Here is a 16,644-nt window from a genome sequence, read left to right on the forward strand (position 1 = left end):
CCATAGCGCGCCGCCGTCTCCGGCAGCCGCATCAACCTGACGAACCGGAGGTGATCTCATGGCCGAGCGCCGCAATACGGAAATGCCACCGCGCATGCTGCGCACTCAGGAAGCTGCACGTTTCCTCGGTATTTCTCTTCGCACGCTGGAAAAACACCGGACCTACGGGACCGGCCCGACCTATCGTAAAATCGGCGGCCGCGTCCTCTACACGGTCGAGGATCTCCAGTCCTGGGCCGACATCGGCGCGCGCAAATCCACCAGCGACGAGGGTGCTGGCACGGTCTTTCCGGCGCGCCCCCTGACGTCTGAAGAGCGGAGCAAACTCTGAATGCGGCGCGTCGATCACTATGACGCCCTGCGGCGAGAAGGCGGCAGCGAGCGCAGCCACCTCGATCCCTTCGTCGTCGCAACCGGCGATGCCAGTCCGCGCGACCAGCGCGATCTGATGGAACGGCCTTTCTTCTCGCTGGCGAAGACGCCGCGCACGAAGCCGATTCTCTACAAGACTGCCGATGTCGAGGTGCAGGTATTCGGGATGCCTGAACATGGAATGGCGACGATCTGGGATGCTGATGTGCTGATCTGGGCTGCAAGCCAGATCGTTGCCGCCGAAAACAACGGCATCAAGACATCCCGCTTCTTCCGCTTCACGCCCTATCATCTGCTGCGCGCCATCGGCCGCGACACCGGAAACCGGCAATATCTGCTGCTGAAGGCAGCGCTTGCCCGGCTGCAATCCACGGTCGTCGCCACGACGATCCGTAACGGCACGCATTGGCGCCGCCGCCAGTTCTCCTGGATCAACGAATGGGAGGAGATGACCACGCGCGACGGTCGCGTCGAGGGCATGGAGTTTGTCCTGCCCGAGTGGTTCTACAACAGTGTCCTTGACCGTTCGCTGGTCCTGACCATCGACCCGGACTATTTTCGGCTGACCGGCGGTATCGAGCGCTGGCTCTACCGTGTTGCCCGTAAACATGCCGGACATCAGCCGCATGGCTGGTTGTTCGAGGTTGCGCACCTCTACCAGAAATCTGGCAGCATGGCCCGGCCATCGGACTTTGCGCTGGACCTGCGCCGCATTGCTGCCCGCCAGCCGCTGCCCGGCTACAGGCTCAAGATCCTGCGCCAAGATCGCCGCGAACTGCTGCGAATCCGCCCTGAAAATCTATCCACAGTGCCTGTGGATAACATTGTGGATGCCGTCGGTACATCAGGCGCAAAGGGTATTGGTACATCAGGCGCAGCACTGTCGGCACATCAGGCGCACGAACCCCAGTTAAGTATCTGGAATGAAAAGCAGAATCCGGCTGCTAACTTAGAATCTAACATAGAATCTAACTTTTCTTCTTTGACGCGCGCGCATGAAAGGCACGGTGCCAGTGCCACTTCCCGCCGACCTGCGCGGGGTACGCCATGATCGTCGCGCTCCTCAATCAGAAAAGCGGCGTGGGCAAGACCACGCTGGCGCTGCATCTTGCCGGAGCCTGGGCTCCGGCAGGTAGGCGCGTCATCCTGATCGACGCCGACCCGCAAGGCTCCGCACTCGACTGGTCGGAGCGGCGCAGCCATGAAGGGCTGCCAAGGCTGTTCACTGTCATCGGCCTAGCCCGCGATACGCTGCACAGGGAAGCGCCGGAACTGGCGCGTGACGCTGATCATGTCGTCATTGATGGTCCGCCCCGTGTCGCCGGTCTGATGCGATCAGCGCTGCTTGCAGCCGATCTGGTGCTGGTCCCGGTGCAGCCATCTCCTTTCGACGGCTGGGCCTCTGCCGAGATGCTGTCGCTTCCGAACGAAGCACGCATCTATCGCCCTGAACTGGCCGCCCGTTTTCTGCTGAACCGATCCGGTGCGCGCACCGTCATCGCCCGCGAAACGGCCGAAACGCTGGCAGACCATGATCCGCCCTTGCGGGCCACGACGATCGGCCAGCGTGTCGTCTTCGCCGAAGTCGCGCAGACCGGACGGCTGGTCGCCGAGACCGATGGCGGAGAACGCGCCGCACAGGAGGTCATAGCACTTGCAGCCGAGATCGATGCGCTCGGCACCGGGAGGATCGTGCCATGACACGTCCCCCGCCAAATCCGGCTTCGCATCGCGTCCGGGCAATCTCGATAGCTGGGTCAGAGCCGCCGATGCGCCGACAACCGGCAAGACGGCTACGGAGGCGTACACCGCCCGTCTGACCATCGACATTACGCCCGAACTGCGCGGGCGCATCAAGGTTGCCGCTTTCCGGCGTGGCATCACCGTCGCCGTGATGCTGCGCGAGCTGCTGGTCCGCGAGTTTCCACCCACCGAAGGAGATCAGCCATGACCGGCAAAATTGCGCGTGCAGCGCATGAACATCCGCAGGCGGACGGGCCAGCACCGTTCACCACATTGGTCGAACTGACCTTCCAGAAGAAGAAGGTCGAGCGCTGGATCAGGTTCGGTCACAAGTGCTTTGAGCAGATCATCGACCGTCGCCGCAGTCTGATCGGTTTTGCGCCCGACAGCATCTTCGCCTTCGTTCGCTGGGCCTCCAACGATTACGGCACCATCGTCTCGCGGCTCGACATCCTGCGCGCCGTTGGTCGCGGTGAACCGTACCAGACCGTGCCCTTCGTTCGTCCTGGCGGCGAGATCCGGCTGCGTATTGATGGCTGGCGACACGTCCAGCGGGTGCTGGCCCTGATTGATGCCGTGGACGCGCTTGGCGTCGACCCGGTGGATGTTGCGCCGGACCATTGGCGGCACGTCCATAACCGTTTGAGTGCCGGTCAGGAACCCAATCCCTACACCCCGGAGCGCCATGCCGCGTGGGTCAACCGCCGGAGGATCGCACCATGAGCCGCCGTCATACCCTCGCGGTGTCCATGCTGGCGGTCGTAACACTTGTCGCCACGGGGGTTGCCGATCTGCCAACCCGGCTGATCTGGAATGCGACTGCCAGCGCGCCCATCGGCTTCTACACAGTTGCTCCCGCCAATGCGCTCGAAGTTCCCGAACTGGTCGCCATCATGCCGTCTGAGCCGTTGGAGCGCTTCATGGTCGAGCGCGGCTATATCGGACGCGGCGTACCGCTGCTGAAGCGAGTCCTCGGCCTGCCGGGACAGCGCGTCTGCCGCAACGGTGCGACCATTACCGTTGATAATGTCGAGATGGGGGACGCGCTGGAGCACGACCGCATGGGCCGCGATCTGCCGGTCTGGCAGGGCTGCCGTATCATCGGCGAGGGTGAATTCTTCCTCATGAATTGGGACATCCGGGACAGCCTCGACGGCCGTTACTTCGGACCTGTTCCCGCCAGTTCCGTTATCGGTCGGGCGCTCCCGCTCTGGACCGATGAGGAAGGCGATGGCCACTACGAATGGCGGGCGGCCACGCATTGAACCCACGCCAAATCCACCAACACAGGAGATATACCATGCCACAGATCGGTCAATTCGTGCGTGACGCATCCGGCTTCGCCGGTCAGCTCGTCACGCTTACCATGAAGCGCGATCTTGTTATCGTGCCCAATGAGCATTCCGATGCGGAGAATGCGCCGGACTATCGCGTCCATTACATTGAACATGACGGGCCGGAGGTCGGTGCAGCATGGAAACGCACCGGAGAAAAGGCTGGCGAATATCTCTCGGTGCTGCTCGACGATCCCGCCTTGCCGCAGCCGATCCGCGCCAATCTGTTCCGCGACGACGATGCAGGCTCGTCATGGTCGCTGCACTGGAGCCGCCCGCGGCCCCGCGAAGATCGGGACTGAGATCATGCGATCCCGCGCCCTTCTTCTCTTCACGGCCCTTCTGTCGGCTGGCAGCGGATTGACGCCTGCATTTGCGCAGGTCACGCCGCAACCCGCGCCTGTCGCAGCGCATCTCCATGCTGCTTTCATTGCCGACGCGTCACAGCGCTTCGGCATTCCAGAGCACTGGATTCGGGCTGTGTTGCGTGTGGAAAGCGCGGGCGATGTGCGTGCTATCTCGTCGGCGGGTGCAATGGGACTGATGCAGGTCATGCCCGATACCTGGGCGGGCCTGCGCAGCCGCCACGGCCTCGGGCGCGATCCTTACGATCCGCGCGACAACATCCTCGCAGGTACAGCGTATCTGCGAGAGATGTGGGATCGCTATGGCAATGTCGCGGCCATGCTTGCCGCCTACAATGCCGGTCCCAGCCGCTATGACGAGCATCTGGCGACTGGCCGCACTTTGCCCACAGAAACACGCGCCTATGTCGCCATGCTCGCACCTGTTCTCGGGCATGCGGCTGCGCCTGATGTGCCGATGATCGTGCCGCTGCCACCGCCGGATTGGCGCGAAGCTCCGCTCTTCGTTGCGCAATCCAGCGGCAATTCTGCAGCGGCCAATCAGCCGTCGAGCGACGTCCGCGCAACCGTTCCGACGCGCGTTTCCGTCGATCAGGAGCCGCAGGACGGCGGCATATTCGTGGCCCGTGCGAGCAATGGAGATGCGCCATGAGCATAGCGTCTCCACGCTACTTCGGTCCGCTTCCGGTGTGCAGTCAGGCAAGGGGTCGCCTGGCTGCATTCCCGGCAGGAAGGGCAAAAAGGGAAAGAAAGGCGGAGGGCAAGATAAAGGAAACCGGCACCCTGTCGGGTCGGTTTCTGGGCAAGCCCTTGGCCGCACACTGTTTTGGGGCGCGGCGCACGGCACCCTGCTTTTGGGCCTCGCGTGCCGCGATCTGGCGCAAAGCCTTGGCTTTACTGGGTTTTGCCTGGCACTCTAGCCGAATATCTGCCGTTTGCGCGCCTAAACAGCATGGGATGCGCTCATGAGCGCCGACGACGAGAACCGCTTTCGCCCCAGGCCAGGTCGGATCAGGTCGGACGTGCCGAAGGCGGGCAAGGCGAAGAGTTTTCTGACGCAGGCGAAGAAGCTGGCGCGTCAGCATAGCAACAGCCCCGGCAGATCAACATCATTCGCATCACGGACGTCCTCGACGCCTTTATCTGGTTCGGCCGGAAAGAGCGGGAAGGCGTCGCGGGCTGGCAAAGGTGCGGGCGTCAAGCGTGGCCGCGGCGCGGCCTTTGTCCGCGCCCGAGCCCTGTCGGGCGGTTGGCGCCACAGTGCGGCCGGCGTGCGCCGCGTCGTCGTCAAAACCCGGTACGTCCAGAGCGCGGGGAAGAACGGCAAGGGGACTGCCCATCTGCGCTATATCCAGCGAGACGGAACCTCGCGTGATGGCGAACGTGGCCAGCTTTATTCCGCCACCGAGGACCGCGCAGATGGAGATGCCTTCCTTGATCGCGGCAAGGATGATCGCCACCAGTTCCGCTTCATCGTTTCGCCCGAAGATGCCGCCGATCTTTCCGATCTCACCGAGCACACCCGCGATCTGATGAGCCGCATCGAAGGCGACCTTGGCACGAAACTCGATTGGGTCGCGGTCAATCACCACAATACCGGCCATCCCCATGTCCATGTCATCGTTCGAGGCAAGGACGATCTGGGCGAGAATCTTGTCATCAACGGCGAATATCTCGCCAATGGGATTCGCGAGCGGGCCAGCGAGTTGACCACGCTGGAGCTTGGCCCCGTCACCGAGATCGAGCAGACCCGCAAGCTGTCCGCCGAGGTAGATCAGGACCGCTTCACTCGCATCGACAGGGCGATGACCGAGGAAGCCGACGAACGCTTCATCGACCTGCGCCATGAACCGGCAGATGCACGCCGCCAGTTCAACCGCACGCTTCGCTTGCACCGTCTCGCCAAGCTGGAAAAGATGGGGCTGGCCACCGAACACGCGCAGGGCGTCTGGGAGCTTGGCGCGAAGATGGAACCGGCGTTGCGTGAACTGGGTGAACGCGGCGACATCATCCGCAACATGCACAAGGCGTTGAAGGCTGATGGGCAGGAACGTGATCCGATAACCTTCCAGCTTCACGATGCAGCACCTGCGGCACCCATCACCGGCCGCGTTGTGGACAAATATCTCACCGACGAGATGGGCGAGAACCTGACGCTCGTGGTGGACGGCATCGACGGGCGAACACACCATCTTCCCGGCATTGATCCGGCCCGCGTCGAAGATGCCCGGATCGGTAGCATCGTGGAAGTCGGTCCCGCCGATACGGCGCAACGTCCCTCAGATCGTACCATCGCTGCGATCTCGGAGAATGGTATCTACCGACCGAGCCGCCATCTGGAAAAGGCGAAGTTCGAGGGAGGTGTGCCAGGCGGTGATTACGAGGGCTATGTCGATGCCCATGTCCGGCGACTGGAGGCGTTGCGCCGCGCCGGCATCGCTGAACGGATCGACGCTGACCAGTGGCGCATCCCCGATGACTTCGAGAGCCGCGCCACGGCCTATGATGCAGGTCGTAACCGGCAGGCCAGCATCCGTGTTGTCTCGACCTTCGATCTGGAAAAGCAGATCGGCGCCGATGGTGCGACCTGGCTGGACCGGAGATTGGTGACGCCGGAAGCTTCGGATCTTACACCGGCAGGGTTCGGTCAGCAGGTGCGCGAGGCTATGGACCAGCGGCGCGAGCATCATATCGCACAGGGCGATGCCGCGCGGCAGCAGAATGGACGCATCCTCTATCGTCGTAACTTGCTTGCCAATCTGCGGGAACGGGAAGTGGCCCGCGTCGGTGCGGAAATGGCGGGGAGCAAGGGGTTGCCGTTCCGCTCGGCTGCCGATGGAGAAACTGTCAGTGGTAAGTTCACCGGGACAGTGCAGCTATCCAGCGGCAAGTTCGCCGTGGTCGAAAAATCCCATGAGTTCACCCTTGTCCCATGGCGGCCGGTTATCGACCGCCAACTTGGCCGACAGGTTGCCGGAATTGTGCAGGGCGGATCAGTGTCGTGGCAGCTTGGGCGGCACCGGGGCTTGGGATTGTAGGAGCTTCTGTTCAATCGCTTGCAAAACGTTTGCGTCACTTTTTCTTGTGCCGCACCAGCCGGTGACAAGCGCATGACTTAAGCAGATTTAGCAGTCGGTGGATTTCGGGTAGCAAAATACTGCGCCGGCGTGCTGCCGAGAGCCTTCTTGAACATCGTGATGAACGAATTCACGGAATCGTATCCCAGTGTCGCCGCAACATTCTGAACGCTTTCACCACTTGCGAGTTCACGAAGTGCGACAACCAGATGGAGTTGCTGTCTCCAACGTCCAAACGTCAGTCCTGTCTCCCGTATCAGCAGCCGAGCTAATGATCTGTCGCTCATCGCGACCCGGTTCGCCCAATCGCTCAGCGTGCTGCGATCGGAAGGCTCGATTGTTAGAGCGTCTGCCATCGCTCGGATTTTCGGATGGCTGGAAATTGGCAGATTGAACCGCTCATGCGGCATCTGCGCGAGTTCGTCGAGGATCACCCGCGCGATGCGGGCGGCATGGCTGTCGGCGTGATAGTCCGCACCCTCGCGAGCAAGCCGATCGACCATTTCGCGGATCATTGGGGAAACTGCCAGCGTGCAACTGTTTTCAGGCAGTTTGGCAGACCCCGGTTCGACGAACAGATAGTTAAGCCGGGCATTGGCGGTTGCGCGTGCACTATGGGGCACGCCGCCCGGAATCCACACACCGCAATTGGGCGGCACGATCCAGATTTCGTTGCCCGCAGTGCAGGTAACAGCTCCGTGCAGAGCGAGAATCAACTGACCCTTGCGATGAACGTGCAGAGGCACTTCCGCCTCGTAATCGGCGAAATCTAGCTTGTGGGCGACCGCAGGCAGAGAGGTGAGGTCAGGATCGAAAACGGAAACGACAGATCGTACCACAGACATGAGAATGGCCAGTTTTAGGTATTTTATGTCATAATAGCCAATTTATGTGATGTTGCAAATCGATCATAACTAGCGGCATGAACACCGTGCCATCCGTAAACACCCCCTCAAGCAAGACTGTTGCAGCCATTTTTGAAGCTGGAACGAGCTTCCTGCGCGCATCCTCCCTGAAGGCGGATGCGGACGCGATCCTGTTTTCGGCGAAGAGTTTCGCCGCGGCTATGCTGGCCTATTACATTTCGCTGCGGATCGGGCTTCCCAAGCCGTTCTGGGCCATCGTAACTGTCTACATCGTCTCACAGACGTCTGCCGGGGCGTCCTTTAGCCGTGGTGTCTATCGCTTTGCCGGGACGCTGGTCGGCGCCATAGCAACGGTCGCGATCGTTCCGAACTTCGTGAACGATCCGATGGTGTGCAGCGTCGTGCTTGCGGCCTGGATCGGACTGTGCCTGTTTTTCTCGCTGCTTGATCGCACACCGCGCGCTTATGCCTTTGTTCTTGCCGGCTATACCGCAAGCCTGATCGGGTTCCCGAGTGTGCTTGATCCAGGCGCGATTTTCGAGACGGCGTCGGTGCGCGTTCAGGAAATCTTGATTGGAATTTTGTGTGCCGTCCTGATCCATCGCTACATTGTCCCGAAACGCATGACCGGCCAGTTCACCGGCAAGCTGTCGGCCACGTTGCGGGACGCTCGTCGGCTGGCAGGCGATGCACTGCGTGGAACGCCGGGAGAAAACCGCCGCGACCGCCATCAACTCGCAGGGGACCTATTGGCAATCCAGGGGCTTGCCACGCATCTGCCCTATGATCCGGCGCCCACACCGTCACGCCAGATACTGCAACTTATCCATGACCGGCTTGCCCGCTTGCTGTGGCTCGCAGCCGAGATCGAAGACCGGATTGAGGTCCTTCGCTTAGGCGACAGCGATGCGCCCGGTGAGCTGATCGCCTTGGTCGGTGACGTCGGTGTCTGGGCCGCAAGCGCCGAAACGGAAGACCGGGAGGCTGCCGCAGCCCAACTCATCGCGCACGCACGATCAGTCCAGAAGCGTTTTGGCGCCGAGGCTGCGATACCCGGCGACAGGCTTGCAGCCAACCTCGCAGGTCACCTCGCCGAGATGGTCGGTCTGCTACAGGACTGCGACAGGCTCGGGCGGACCATTGCGGCGACCGGGCGATTACGCGACGCTAGGTCGCTTCATGGACCGAAGCGAGCGAAAGGCTATGTCTATCATCGCGATCCCTGGATGGCGGGGCGAACCGCGCTCGGCGCGATCGTCGGCATCGTCATCGGCTGCGCCTTCTGGATCTGGTCGGCCTGGTCGGAGGGAGGAATGGCCGTCTCCATTCTAGGCGTTTGCTGCACGCTGTTCGCCAATTTTGATGCGCCTGTACCTTTTGTCATCAAATACTTCGTCGGCTCCATCTACGGGGTGGTAATCAGCCTTATCTACAGCTTCTTCATCTTGCCCCAGGTCACGGACTTTCGGGTTCTGGTCGCGGTGCTTGCGCCAGCGTTCCTGTTCGCGGGCTCTCTCCAAGCACGCCTGCCGACGACCTTCATGGCGCTTGGCATCACGCTGACCATTCCGATCCTCTCGGCCCTAGGTCCCTATTACACCGGAGACTTCGCCACCTCACTCAACAGTGTGATCGCGCTGTTCGCGGCGGTAGGCTTCGGCGCCGTAAGTATGTCCCTGTTTCAGACCTTGCCGGTCGATGGAGCGATCAACCGCTTGCTTCGATTGAGTCGCCGGGACGTTGGCCGACGCGCGCTCGGCGCTGCACCCGACGAAGCGCGCTGGGCAAGCCTGATGATTGATCGGACAGCCTTGCTGCTGCCAAGGTTGCGGCTGACCGGCAAAGCCTATCCAGATGTGCTCGACGATACGCTGAACCATCTTCGCATCGGGCATGCCGCCGGACAGCTTCGCAAGACAATCCCGCAGATCAAGGGCGAGGCCGGCGTTGAACTGAACGAGCTTCTATTCGTCATCGCCGCACGCTTCAGTGGCCGGAGGCCGTCAACGCCTGCCGACCTCCTCGACCTCGATAAGCGGATAGAGACCCTGATCGAGAAGACGGCCGGCGGCGTGCTCAAGAACCGCCTGCAGATTGTCGATCTGCTCATCGACATGCGGTTCGCGCTTGGCTCTCAGGCAGACAGGAGGATCACGACCGATGATCGTTGATCTCAATATCGGAGGCGTCCTGATCCCCGGCCTTGTAGTTATCGCGTTCGTCTCTCTGGTCGCCACCATGTCAGTGCTCCGCCTGTTTACCGCCTCGGGTCTCAATCGCCGGTTCGCTTATCGGCCGCTGGTCGAACTCGCCACCTTTGTCATCATCTACGGTCTGCTCGTGCAGTACCTGCCATCGATCGGACTCCTGCCTTGAAACCTGTCCTATCCCTGCTTGGGCGCTATGCCCTGACCCTTTGCCTCGTCGCCGTCTCCGCCTTTATCGCGCTGAAGGCGTGGAACCACTACGAGCGGACACCCTGGACCCGCGACGCACGCGTTGGCGTCGATGTCGTACAGATCGCGCCGGAAGTCTCCGGCACGGTCAACGCTGTTTCCGTGGTTGATAACCAATATGTTCGTCGAGGTGACATCCTTTACGAGATCGACCCCGAGCGGCTCAGGTTGGCAGTGGCGTTGGCTGAGGCTGAGGTCGAAGCCAAGCGCCAGGATATGATCGTTCGTCAGGCAACGGCGCGGCGGCACAGCCAACTCAAGGACGTCGTCTCCCAGGAGGTGGCTCAGCAATCGAGCGGTGCTGCTGCGGTTGCAGGCGCCGCCTATCAGTCAGCGGTGGCGGCGCTCGATCTGGCCAAGCTTAACCTTGCCCGCTCGACGGTCCGCGTGCCGGTCGACGGTTATGTAACCAATTTGAGGCTTCGGCCGGGCGACTATGCGACGGCTGGTGTGACGAAGGTCGCCGTCCTCGACGCCGCCAGCTTCTGGATCACCGGTTATTTCGAGGAGACGAAGATCCGACAGATCCGCGTTGGCGACCAGGCTCACATCATGCTGATGGGTTTTGATCAGCCAGTCACTGGTCATGTCGAAAGCCTCGGTCGGGGAATCGAGAACAGCAACGATGCGCCCGGCCATCTCGGGCTGCCCAATGTGGCTGCAACATTTTCCTGGGTGCGGCTTGCCCAGCGCATCCCGGTACGCATCAAAATTGATCGGGCGCCGTCCGGTGTGGAACTAGCGGCGGGTATGACGGCAACGGTTGAGATATTAGCCTCAGATGCTGAGGCAGGAACGAGAGAGCGGCCATGATGGCCATATCACTCGGCCGTTCCCTGTAAATTGTCTAACTTCATGGGAGCGATAAACGACGTTCACGCTATATTCCGATACGGCGTTTCACAGCTCCGAAGCGCCCCAGCCGAACGTTCCAGCAGTTAGTATTCTTTCGAGCTTCGGAGAACTAGGGGCAAGAAGACCTCGTCTATGATTTCTTCGATGCTTTTGTCAGAGAGAGGTTTGAGAGTCATTAGCATGTCGTGACGCGCTAGCTCGATTGGTAACGAGGCAATTCGTGGGGTAATGCGTGCGAGGTCAATTTCACCACGATTTGCTCCACGCTCCAGGATCTCGGCAACCAGTCCATGTTCACCGATCCTGCTAGGAACATCGACGAAACTCAGGTTGTCTTTCAAAAGATCCTCACGCATATCGACGAGGATCCGCATCAAATGAGGTTGAGCTCGGTCTGAAAGCCGCTTCAGTAGGAGCACCATTTCGCTGCGGACGCTGCCCTGATCTGTAATCGAAATAGGGTTGAGGGCTACGTAGCGAGCTAAGGCCGCCATTACCAAGTCGTTTAAGCTTTTCCACCGACGGTGGATCACTGGTCTGCTAGTGCCGGCTCGGCTTGCAACCGAATCTAACGTCAATCCACCATAGCCTTTCGCCGATAGCTCATCCCAGACAGCCTGAAGAATGGCTTCGTCCAACTCAGGGCCACGTCGTCTTTGCGCCTTTGTATCCATTACGACCTCAAAAATAAGATGCGAGCCGCATCTTGACTCTTGCGAGATAGGATGCGACGTGTATCTTATATGCAGGAGCATGAGATATGTCAAAAGCAGATAGTTTTGCCGGCAACCGGCCCAAAGTTCTGATCGTCGGCGCCAGTATTGCTGGACCGACAGCCGCCTTCTGGCTTGTCCGCGCCGGCTTCGATGTGACTATCGTGGAGCAGGCGCCAGAGTTGCGCCGCGGCGGAAACGGTGTGGATATAAGGTCCGAAGCTCTCGCCGTTGTCGAGAGAATGGGCCTCACATCTGCCGTTCGCGCCAAGGTGCTGAGAATCAAGGGCATGCGCTTCGTTGATCACCGCGATCGGGAACGCGCGAGAATGCCACTTGAGGCGATGGAACGGATGGTGGGTTCCGAAGATTTGGAGATCAAGCGCGGGGATCTGGCGGAACTGCTCTTCGATGCGACCAAGAATGACGTAAATTACGTATTTGGCGAAACGATCAAAACGCTCCAGGACGATGAAGGCGGGGTAGATGTCACCTTCGCAAAAGGGCCCCCTAGACGATTCGATCTCGTTATCGGCGCGGATGGGCTACATTCGAGCGTTCGTCGCTCCGTGTTCGGAGCAGAAGAAGAGTTTTTAAAATTCAAGCAACACTACTTTGCGTTTCTAAACGTCGATCTTCCCATGGGTGAACACGGCTGGGTGACGTTTTACAACGAGCCTGGAAAATCCGCGGCAATCTTCCGTGCCGAGCCCGGACTTGGACAGATCAACTTCATGTTCCGTAGCGAGACTCCGCTCAGCTACGATTACCGCGATGTCGATAAACAGCGCGATTTGCTTCGCCAAGCCTTTACGGGTCTCGGCTGGCATGTACCTGCATTGCTTGAGAAGACCGACAGCGCTCCCAATTTCTACTTTGATGCGCTCGCTCAAGTGCAGATGCCATCATGGTCGTCGGGGCGGGTGGTTCTCGTCGGCGATGCCGCATATTGCGCGTCACCTGCGTCAGGTGCAGGTGCGCTTCTTGCATTAACCGGCGGTTACCGGCTCGCGGGAGAACTGGCCACTCATGGTATTTCGTCCGCCGCCTTGTCAGGCTACGAAGCCGCCCAGCGCCCGTTGGTCGCGCAAAAGCAAAAGCAGTTATTTACGGGGCTATCTACGCCCCGCACCCGCTTGGGTATTATCACTCGCAACTGGCTACTGTCTCCACCGCTCAATGCGCTAGTCTCAAGGATGCAGGGCAAGGACACGCCAGCCGATATCCACGAATACCGTTTTCCAACCGCCGTCTCGCGGCAACCGGAGGGTGCAACTGGACTTGCGACAGAGAGGTTGCCTTCTGGCCCGACTGAGCCCGCGGGCAGGGGTGCCGAACGTTGATAGGACTATATACTGCGAGGCGCGAAACCGCGCATACAATTGCGATAGGTTCCGGATCGGGCAGGCAGCGTTTCACCAAGGATCACGCGTCGCGTCTTGGTGGAGCATCGGTATCGCCGTGCCGTACTCGGCTTTTTTTTCTCTTGGCTATGCCGTTGCTTGCAGCATGTACTTCCGTGCCTCTGAAAGAGGGCGGCACGCTAAGCTCGTACAGTCGTCTCAGTCCTGAGAAAGGCACCCTATCGAAGCGGCGCACATATGTTGACAGCGTAGCTCTGTCACGATTGAGGACAGCTACGATCATTCCTGCGAGCTTCACCCATGATGCCGCCTCGCAGGTAGGATCCCTAGATGATCGAAGGATGGTTGCGAACATCCTCGATCGCGCGCTCTGTATATCACTCAGCGATAGGTTTGAGATGGTGCCCTACGGGCAGGTCGCCGACATGACCGTTCGTGCTGTCGTCACAGGTCTCGTGCCAACGGACAAGGTCGCAGCGGGAGCTTCGGCGGCATTAACCCTCGGGACCGGATTTGCACTTCCGATAGCAGCTCCACGCCTGCCAATCGGGCTCGGCGGCATTGCCGTTGAAGCAGAAGCGGTTGACCACTCAGGCAATCAGCTTGCAGCGACAGTCTGGGCACGCGGAGCCAACTCGATTTCAAACACGCCGCGAGTATCCCAGGTCGGGGATGCTTACACGTTAGCAGCCACCTTTGGGAACGAGTTCTCGAAACTCATAGTCGACGGTCAGGATCGAAATGGCTCCGGTCTCTCGCTGCCTTCAGCACATCGCGTCCAGTCTTGGTTCGGCGGCACACCCAAGCACGCCGCGTGCGAGACCTTTGGGCGTTCTCCAGGTCTGGTTGGCTTGATCGCCAGTCGGTTTGGAGCGCCACCAAAATGGACGGAGAACCAACCCCAACCAAGTGCATCAAAGTAATGGATGTGCTGAAGGAGTTTAATGAATACGCCATGCCGCCGTCACGAAACAACAGAGATCGAGCACATGTTGACGCATAAGACTTTAAAGTGGCGATTAGACTGCGGATACAACTCAATGCATCGCCTTCTCATCCGGTTCGTAGTGAGCGGTTTGGTGGGCATGTGCTCGCAAGTAGCGCTGGCAAACTCGCCGTCACCTGCCGTCAAAGAGGCGTGCGGCGCGGAGATACGCTCGCTTTGCGTTCGACCATGGCGGCTATCGCCTGACAGCATCAACCAATGTGCCCGTCAAAATCGAGAGAAACTTTCTCCAGCATGCCAGATTTTTTGGGATACGGCCCAGATGTGCCAAGCGGAGATGAAGAATATCTGTGGCGGGCTAAATCCGCTCACAATCAAAAGCTGCCTACGGGATTCCATCCAGGAGTTCTCCAAAACGTGTCAGGACACGTTGGATTTGTGAGGTCTGAACAGCGGCATATTCCCAAATTTACTTACCTTGAATTCTTCATCTAATCAAAGAGAGGACACTAGATATGTCGGAACACAAAAGCTTCCTAGACTCCAGCCATTGCAGTTCATTTGAACAATACAAATCGTCGTACGAGAAGTTTATCGCTCTAACCAGGGAGAATGGCGTCATTGAGTGCCGGTTTCATCACGAGGGAGGACCCGCGGTTCATAGCTGGGAAGCTCATCATGCTTGGCGCGAAGCCTGGATCGATATCGGTCGAGATCGCAAAAATGAAGTTCTTATCGTGACGGGGACCGGGGATCGCTGGCAAATCGGTAATCCCGAGGTGTGGACGACGCCATTTCGCGAATGGGATCGCGAAGAGCAACTGGCACTATTTCACGACTCAAGGCGTCTGATCGAAAACATGGTATTCAACATCGATATACCTACGATCGGTATAATCAACGGTCCTGGTACCCATTGCGAACTCGCGACGCTTTGCGACATTACGCTTTGTGCAGAAGACGCTGACTTCTTTGATCCACATTTCCTTGGCGGTACGCCTCCGGGTGATGGAATGGCGCTGATCCTTCAGCGGACTATAGGCGTTAAGCGAGCGGCCTACTACGCCTACACTGGCCAGTGCATCGACGGGCGCACCGCTGTGGAACTTGGGTTGGCAAATGAGTGCTTGCCACGTGAAGAGTTGCTGCCCCGGGCTCGGGAGATCGCCGGAATGATGATGGAACGGTCTAAGATGACCCGTCATCTAACGCACGCAATCCTATCCAGGCCCTGGAAGCAAGCAGTGGTACAGGACATGGGCTTTCACCTGATGCATCAATCGTATGAGATGACGACCGATCGTGAAGGCGCATTCGCACGCCTCATGAAGAACGCCCACCGTTTCCGAGATCGTTGATCGTTCGACATCGCTCATATTGAGGCCGAAAGCTGTCATCGATCTCGTTCAGTGGGTAGATCCTCGTGTAAAAAGCGCCTGCTCGTTGCTGTGAATCTTATCGAAGAGGTAGTTTTGCGTCGTAGTAAAGGTCGGGCTGCAAGAGCGTCACGGGTTTACGCACTTATAGACGGGCGGGTTTCACTGAAATCGCTCGTCCAAACGCTTGCTGTTGCCGAGTATTTGAGTTTCCAACGGGCCGCTGCGGCGCTGGGCACCAGTCAATCAAGTGTCAGCGCCCGGATCAAGCAGTTGGAGGAGGACCTCGGCGTCATCCTCTTCCAGCGCAACACGCGCGGCGTTCGACTCACCGATGCTGGACGCGAGTTCGTCGATCAGGTTCAGGAAGCTATCAGCATTCTTGATGCTGCGATCAACACCGCGGGAATCAACGCGCGCGGGGGTAAGGGCGAACTGCGGATTGGCGTTTATGCTCTTACAGCAGGCTGGCTCCTCGACCAATTATTAAATCAATTCCAAGACGCGTATCCAGATGTTCAATTGCAAATCACAGAAGCAACGGCACGTGACGCTGAGATCATGCTTCGTGAAAGCAAAATTGATATCGCTTTCATGGCTCAGAATCATAAAATTTCTGACCTCAATTCGCGCGTCATATGGCGCGATCGTCTGGTGGTCGCGTTACCATTTGGGCATCCCTTGGCCCTGCAGACAAACATCGAGTGGCGTCAACTCGCCGGGGAAGCATTTCTCGTTCGGCATGGCGGAAGCGGCCCACAGATTCATGACCTGATCGTCACGCGGGCGACTGGAAACTGGTTGACGCCCACCATTCACCGTTGCGATGTTGGACGCAGCACGTTGCTGTCGATGATTGCGGCCGGACACGGTATTTCTCTTTTCGTGGAGGAAGTGGTCCAAGCCAATACTGCGAACGTTTGCTTTCTGCCGATCAGCGACGAACCGGAAACGATCGCCTTTTCTGCTGTGTGGTCGCCCCAAAACCGCGATCCTGCGCTTTTGAAACTCCTCAGCGTCACGAAGACAGTGGACTGCCCACACCTTTCTTCTGACACACGATAACGCACCCTCATGGTGCCGCTGCAGCCCATCCTATTTGCCCCCGATGGTATCCGGCGTCCCTCCGGCAAGCCCTTTTCTGTTGCCACTCGCGTAAACCGCTATTCTTTGATCG

General features: G+C 59.3%; 18 protein-coding genes. 16 read left to right on the top strand and 2 right to left on the bottom strand.

The window, feature by feature from the left end; all coding sequences use genetic code 11:
- The first annotated feature begins 58 nt into the window (after positions 1 to 58).
- From QRN55_RS15260 to QRN55_RS15300, 9 genes are all read left to right on the top strand, one after another.
- Positions 59 to 331 carry a helix-turn-helix transcriptional regulator gene (locus QRN55_RS15260; RefSeq protein WP_284777354.1) on the top strand — a complete coding sequence of 91 codons (273 nt, stop codon included), beginning with the start codon at positions 59 to 61 and terminating at the stop codon, positions 329 to 331.
- Entirely contained in the window at positions 332 to 1,423 is a 1,092-nt protein-coding gene (locus QRN55_RS15265; protein ID WP_284777355.1) for a replication initiator protein A, read from the top strand. It abuts the gene before it with no gap.
- Positions 1,420 to 2,073 (top strand): ParA family partition ATPase, encoded by a 654-nt coding sequence (gene parA / locus QRN55_RS15270; RefSeq protein WP_284777356.1) that lies wholly within the window; start codon positions 1,420 to 1,422, stop codon positions 2,071 to 2,073. The genes QRN55_RS15265 and parA overlap by 4 nt, the downstream gene beginning before the upstream one ends.
- Positions 2,042 to 2,323 (top strand): hypothetical protein, encoded by a 282-nt coding sequence (locus QRN55_RS15275; RefSeq protein ID WP_284777427.1) that lies wholly within the window; start codon positions 2,042 to 2,044, stop codon positions 2,321 to 2,323. The genes parA and QRN55_RS15275 overlap by 32 nt, the downstream gene beginning before the upstream one ends.
- Positions 2,320 to 2,838, top strand: coding sequence for a DUF2840 domain-containing protein (locus QRN55_RS15280; RefSeq protein WP_284777357.1), 519 nt, complete (start codon positions 2,320 to 2,322; stop codon positions 2,836 to 2,838). The genes QRN55_RS15275 and QRN55_RS15280 overlap by 4 nt, the downstream gene beginning before the upstream one ends.
- Positions 2,835 to 3,380, top strand: a complete 546-nt coding sequence (locus tag QRN55_RS15285) for a S26 family signal peptidase (RefSeq protein WP_284777358.1) — start codon at positions 2,835 to 2,837, stop codon at positions 3,378 to 3,380. Before QRN55_RS15280 ends, QRN55_RS15285 begins: the two co-directional genes overlap by 4 nt.
- Positions 3,381 to 3,415: 35 nt before the next feature.
- Entirely contained in the window at positions 3,416 to 3,751 is a 336-nt protein-coding gene (locus QRN55_RS15290; protein ID WP_284777359.1) for a DUF736 domain-containing protein, read from the top strand.
- A gap of 4 nt (positions 3,752 to 3,755) precedes the next feature.
- Positions 3,756 to 4,466, top strand: a complete 711-nt coding sequence (locus QRN55_RS15295) for a lytic transglycosylase domain-containing protein (RefSeq protein WP_284777360.1) — start codon at positions 3,756 to 3,758, stop codon at positions 4,464 to 4,466.
- Between the two features lie 880 nt (positions 4,467 to 5,346).
- Positions 5,347 to 6,852 carry a DUF3363 domain-containing protein gene (locus QRN55_RS15300; protein ID WP_502871333.1) on the top strand — a complete coding sequence of 502 codons (1,506 nt, stop codon included), beginning with the start codon at positions 5,347 to 5,349 and terminating at the stop codon, positions 6,850 to 6,852.
- Between the two features lie 77 nt (positions 6,853 to 6,929).
- Here the strand turns inward: QRN55_RS15300 and QRN55_RS15305 are convergent, their stop codons facing one another.
- A complete protein-coding gene (locus tag QRN55_RS15305) occupies positions 6,930 to 7,736 on the bottom strand; it encodes an AraC family transcriptional regulator (protein ID WP_111783416.1) in 807 nt (268 codons plus the stop codon).
- Between the two features lie 77 nt (positions 7,737 to 7,813).
- Between QRN55_RS15305 and QRN55_RS15310 the strand changes: the two genes are divergently transcribed.
- The 3 genes from QRN55_RS15310 to QRN55_RS15320 are packed head-to-tail and all read left to right on the top strand — an operon-like array spanning position 7,814 to position 11,026.
- On the top strand, positions 7,814 to 9,928 hold the full coding sequence (locus tag QRN55_RS15310) for an FUSC family protein (protein ID WP_284777361.1): 2,115 nt from the start codon (positions 7,814 to 7,816) through the stop codon (positions 9,926 to 9,928).
- On the top strand, positions 9,918 to 10,133 hold the full coding sequence (locus QRN55_RS15315; protein ID WP_284777362.1) for a DUF1656 domain-containing protein: 216 nt from the start codon (positions 9,918 to 9,920) through the stop codon (positions 10,131 to 10,133). The genes QRN55_RS15310 and QRN55_RS15315 overlap by 11 nt, the downstream gene beginning before the upstream one ends.
- Positions 10,130 to 11,026 carry an efflux RND transporter periplasmic adaptor subunit gene (locus tag QRN55_RS15320; RefSeq protein WP_284777363.1) on the top strand — a complete coding sequence of 299 codons (897 nt, stop codon included), beginning with the start codon at positions 10,130 to 10,132 and terminating at the stop codon, positions 11,024 to 11,026. The genes QRN55_RS15315 and QRN55_RS15320 overlap by 4 nt, the downstream gene beginning before the upstream one ends.
- A gap of 125 nt (positions 11,027 to 11,151) precedes the next feature.
- On the opposite strand, the gene QRN55_RS15325 is transcribed toward QRN55_RS15320, so the two are convergent.
- Positions 11,152 to 11,742 (bottom strand): TetR/AcrR family transcriptional regulator, encoded by a 591-nt coding sequence (locus QRN55_RS15325; RefSeq protein WP_111783489.1) that lies wholly within the window; start codon positions 11,740 to 11,742, stop codon positions 11,152 to 11,154.
- A gap of 86 nt (positions 11,743 to 11,828) precedes the next feature.
- Here QRN55_RS15325 and QRN55_RS15330 point away from each other — a divergent pair, with 86 nt between their 5' ends.
- The 4 genes from QRN55_RS15330 (at position 11,829) to QRN55_RS15345 (ending at position 16,532) form a co-directional block, all read left to right on the top strand.
- Positions 11,829 to 13,124: an FAD-dependent monooxygenase gene (locus QRN55_RS15330; RefSeq protein WP_284777364.1), complete on the top strand. Its 1,296-nt coding sequence runs from the start codon at positions 11,829 to 11,831 to the stop codon at positions 13,122 to 13,124.
- A gap of 149 nt (positions 13,125 to 13,273) precedes the next feature.
- Positions 13,274 to 14,068, top strand: coding sequence for a DUF3313 domain-containing protein (locus tag QRN55_RS15335; RefSeq protein ID WP_111783421.1), 795 nt, complete (start codon positions 13,274 to 13,276; stop codon positions 14,066 to 14,068).
- Positions 14,069 to 14,606: 538 nt separating this feature from the next.
- The gene (locus tag QRN55_RS15340; protein ID WP_080801681.1) at positions 14,607 to 15,449 is read left to right on the top strand and encodes an enoyl-CoA hydratase/isomerase family protein; all 843 of its coding nucleotides are present in this window, start codon (positions 14,607 to 14,609) and stop codon (positions 15,447 to 15,449) included.
- Positions 15,450 to 15,539: 90 nt separating this feature from the next.
- A complete protein-coding gene (locus QRN55_RS15345) occupies positions 15,540 to 16,532 on the top strand; it encodes a LysR family transcriptional regulator (protein WP_284777365.1) in 993 nt (330 codons plus the stop codon).
- The last annotated feature ends 112 nt before the right edge of the window (positions 16,533 to 16,644 follow it).

It is taken from the genome of Agrobacterium sp. lyk4-40-TYG-31 (assembly GCF_030209855.1).
GTDB classification, from domain to species: domain Bacteria; phylum Pseudomonadota; class Alphaproteobacteria; order Rhizobiales; family Rhizobiaceae; genus Agrobacterium; species Agrobacterium vaccinii.